Source organism: Streptomyces sp. NPDC054847, assembly GCF_053610925.1.
Genome location: NZ_JBSGZJ010000801.1, coordinates 1 through 1,087 on the forward strand (window position 1 = coordinate 1; position 1,087 = coordinate 1,087).

Genomic DNA, 1,087 nt, shown 5'->3' on the forward strand with positions numbered 1-1,087 from the left:
CCCGGTGGGCCCCCCCCGCCCGCCGCGGGGGCGGGGGGCGGGGGGTGGCCCGGGTGGGGGACGGGGCGGGGTGGGGGAAAGCCCCGCGCAGCGGCCCAAGTCCCCGCGACGACGGGGCCCTCCGGGCGACGCCCCCGGGCAGCGGAACCCGCCCTCGCGCAGCGGCCCCGCCCCTGCGGCAACGCTCCCGCGCAGCGGCCCAAGTCCCCGCGACGACGGGGCCCTCCGGGCAACGCCCCCCGCGCGACGAGGCCCTCCGAGCAAACGCCCTCGCGCAGCGGAACCCGCCTTCGCGCAGCGGGCCCGGCGTCCACGCCCCCCGCGCAGCGGGACCCGTTCGCTACTTCGTCAGGTCCGCCTCGAGTTCGTCCAGGATGCGGGACGCCGCCGTGTAGCCGATGCCCTGGATCCACAGTTCGTCGTCGACCGCGAACACCTTGTTGGTCTCGACCGCCTTCATGCTCTTCCACAGCGCGCTGTCCAGCGTCTGCTTCTGCTTCGCCTTCTCCGGGTCGCCGTACGTCGAGTGGAAGACGACCTCCGCGTCCGCGAGGTCGATCTTCTCGGGGCTCACGTCGTAGGAGAAGCCGTCCTTGGCCTTGTCGGTGATGGCCGGGCGGCCCAGGCCGACGTCCGCGAGGATCGTCGAGATGTAGTTCTTCTTGCCGTAGATGCGGATGTCCGCGCCCTCGACGAAGCGGACGACGTTGACCTCGGTCGCCGCCGCCTTCTCCTTGCCGCCGAGCGCCTCGGTGACCTTTCCGGCGTGCGCCTCGTACGCGGCGACGGCCTTCGCCGCCTCCGCCTTCTTGCCGAGCGCGTCCGCGTGGGTCCGGAAGTTCTCCTTCCAGGGCTCGCCGGTGGTCTCGGTCATCACCGTCGGCGCGATCTTCTTCAGCTCGGCGTACTTGTCGCCGTGGCGGATCTTGCTGGTGAGGATCAGGTCGGGCTTCAGCGCGGCGATGGCCTGGGCGTTGGGGGTGCCCGCGGCGCCGATCGTGGGGACGTCCTTGAGCCGCGCGTACACCTCCGGCGGCAGGAGTTGCTCGCTGGCCGTCCCGTCGGGGATGCCCACCGGGACCAGACC

At 73.0% G+C, this 1,087-nt stretch carries 1 protein-coding gene; it reads right to left on the reverse strand.

The genetic code is table 11. The features are described 5' to 3' along the window. Positions 1–340 precede the first annotated feature (340 nt). Positions 341–1,087, reverse strand: a 747-nt coding sequence (locus ACWGH4_RS35340) for an ABC transporter substrate-binding protein (protein WP_453468020.1), incomplete at its 5' end; no start/stop codon positions are given.